Origin of the sequence: Psychromonas antarctica, assembly GCF_022267535.1 — a bacterium.
GTDB classification, from domain to species: Bacteria; Pseudomonadota; Gammaproteobacteria; order Enterobacterales; family Psychromonadaceae; genus Psychromonas; species Psychromonas antarctica.
Map to the genome: position 1 here is coordinate 1 of NZ_JAHNZV010000190.1, position 2,986 is coordinate 2,986.

The following is a 2,986-nucleotide window of genomic DNA, read 5'->3' on the forward strand; positions in this document are numbered from 1 at the left end:
ATTATATCGAAGAGTTTTTTACTAATATTCTTCTATTTGTAAACAAGGACATATATAAATCTTACTTCATTGATGACGATAGGTTTGTAGAATTTCTGGAAGTATCAATTAAACCATTTTGTCATAGCAAACAAGAAGAGCTTATAAAGAAATGGCTCCAAGCAAAAAGTACCTCTGATAATATAGAGCATGCTCTTATAGACTCTCTCGAGAGTAATATAAATTCAATCATTATTGATAATAAAATTTTACCCCGATATCCTTTTTTCATACTATCGATTCTTCAAACCTATGAAAGTTTTATGCCTGAAAACTTACGAATTACGGCTTACGGGCACTGTTATCAAGCTTTAATTGTGGCTAGATTAATTAAGTCTGGTCTTAGCCAAGAAGATAGTGCATTGGAGTCTGCTTTCACATTCTGTTCTAGTTTGGCGTTTGAAATACATTGCAGCGGGAAAAATCAGGAAATAAGTGAGCTGGATTTTCATCGTTTTTATGAAAGTTATTCGGATGACTATATTATAAAGAAATCCGTGTATAACCGTTTATTTAGTGAATATGGAATATTAGAGAACAGGAACGGTAAAGTTAAATTTTGTATTTCTTATGCTTTTTATTATTTTTTAGGAAAGTACTTAACAGAAAACTACGATGATAATAAAGACAAAATCTCTAGTATGGTTGAATCTAGCTATGCGAAACATAACTCCTTAATTTTGATTTTTACAATCCACCATGCTAACGATATTCGTATAATTGATGAAATTCTTACGCATACTGTATGTGTTATTGATGATAAAAAGCCTGCTGAATTATCTAGATCTGAAACTTGCATTTTTAACTGTTTACTTAAGGATATAATTCCTGAAAAAATAGGAGAAGGAGGTAAAGCGGACGTTGAGAAAGAGCGCAAAAAAGAACGTAAAATTAGGACTGAACATGAGAATGGGGTAGAAAATGGTGATGAGGAAGATATTGAAAAGTTAGCATCTAAAAGCGAAATCTTAAATCAAGTTTTTCAGTGTAATAAAAATATCGAAATTTTGAGCCAGATTCTCAAAAACAAAACAGGCAGTCTAAAAAAGAAAAAACTGGCTGAAATTGTAGAAACAATCTGTGATGCAGGCTTGCGCATGGCGTCTGTTGTGCTTGATGATCATACAGAAATTGAACTCATAGTTAAATTTGTCCATGAACGCTATAAAGACTCTGATAGTTATGACAAAAGCAAATCTGATTCATTTCATCTCGTTAATATCCGAAATATGGTTAACTTTAGAGTAATGGTTTGGGTTATTGGGTGTGTAGAAAAAGCAGTGTGTGCAATCAACAAACCTGAATTAAAAGAGATTGTTCGTGATCTTGTTAAAAGTAAAGAAACACCTGCTTACGATTTAATTCAATATTTTTATTTATTGGATACAAGTGAGAAGTTTGAAGAAAAGTTAAAAAAAGAGTTGGAATTAATACTAAACGAATACCCTTCTGATAAAGACGTCTTTTTGAACAGGCTTATTTCACTTAGGACACTTCACTATGAGCGTACGCACAGGATAAAAGAAAATTACCGACAATCAATATTTACTTCACTAGAAGTTGAGTACCGTAAACCAAAAAATAAGCCGAAAATAAAGCTCAAGGGGATTGATGCGGCCTGATTTATAGATGGTTACTTATTAGACTAACTCTAGGTTATTTTGGAGTATGGGTGATATCTGGGTAGATGAGCGTCTATGCCTGTCCATAACGAGGAATCATAAATTAAACAGTGATCCTAGCCCGCTAGTAAGCAGCACCCAACGGGGTCAGATTTGCTAGGCATTAGCATCAGATCTAAGCCGCAATGTGGCCCATGCGAGTTAGAAAGCTAAGTCGCAATCGCCCCCTTAGCGAACTAGTGGCGCTTAATGCGGCGTAAAGTGTTCATCTTAGAGCGAGTATGTTCTAGACGTTGAGATGATTAATTCAAATAGTAAACTGGCACGTACTCAGGCCTTAGTTTTGATTGGAGATTGATTATGAATGAGAAGTGCCCTAAATGTGGAGCAGAATTTTCAGTAGCTGTAATCGGTGGTGGAGGTATTTGTGGTGCATGCCGAGAACCAATTGACTGTCCTTATTGCCATGAAACCGTTAGAGAAGAACGTACCACCGGAACATTTACTGAAACACTAATAAAAGCTCCTGACAGCCTTCTTTCTCAACACCTTGGAATTTCTGATGATGACTGGGAAGAGATGGGAGCAGAACTTAATGAAAACACAGGCAATAATGATCAAATGACGTATTGCTATTGGTTCATTGTACCTGAAGGTACGTCAGATGAGGTTCTAAGTAATACTGGTTGGAAGGTAGGGCAAATGATCGATAATATCCCTGTAGAACTAGTGGATAACGATAGAGGTTATTGATACTTCTATTATACAATTTATTCTAGCGTTAAATTTCAAAAGGCACAGTATGCTCGAAACTCGAAAAATATTTATTGATACTCAGTATTTTGTTAAATCAAATTTTAATTTCCATTCTCAATCTTTCAAGTCATTGCAAAAACTATGTGAATCTAATGAAATTCAATATTATTTGACGAGTGTAGTTGAGAGAGAAGTAGATAACCGCATTAAGCTATCAATAAAGGACTCTCTTAACTCCTTGAAGCAGTTCAAGAGAAAAGCAAACATACTTTCAACAATCGAAGATCAACAACTTTCAACTCTATTTGCAGATGTTGCTGAAGATGATGTGTATGAAAAAGCTAGTAATGTATTTCATGCATATAACCAAGCTTGTAATTATGAATATGTTGAAGCAGACGCTATAGATAGTGAGAAATTATTGGCACTTTATTTTGAGGTGAAGTGAGCTTACGGCAGCGTAGCTCAACTTCCATTTTTTGTTCTGATTTAATACGGGTAACTCATCCATCAGGACTTAATTATGTCAAATCCAGAGCAACTTAGTAGCGTTATTACTGCATTTGAGC

3 protein-coding genes are annotated in these 2,986 nt (G+C 34.8%); all 3 read left to right on the forward strand.

The window, feature by feature from the left end; all coding sequences use genetic code 11:
• A partial coding sequence (locus tag KSO91_RS16675) for an NACHT domain-containing protein (RefSeq protein ID WP_238744150.1) occupies positions 1-1,661 on the forward strand: 1,661 nt, incomplete at its 5' end.
• Between the two features lie 360 nt (positions 1,662-2,021).
• Entirely contained in the window at positions 2,022-2,414 is a 393-nt protein-coding gene (locus tag KSO91_RS16680; RefSeq protein WP_238744151.1) for a hypothetical protein, read from the forward strand.
• Positions 2,415-2,463: 49 nt separating this feature from the next.
• On the forward strand, positions 2,464-2,865 hold the full coding sequence (locus tag KSO91_RS16685; protein ID WP_238744152.1) for a PIN domain-containing protein: 402 nt from the start codon (positions 2,464-2,466) through the stop codon (positions 2,863-2,865).
• Positions 2,866-2,986: the final 121 nt, after the last annotated feature.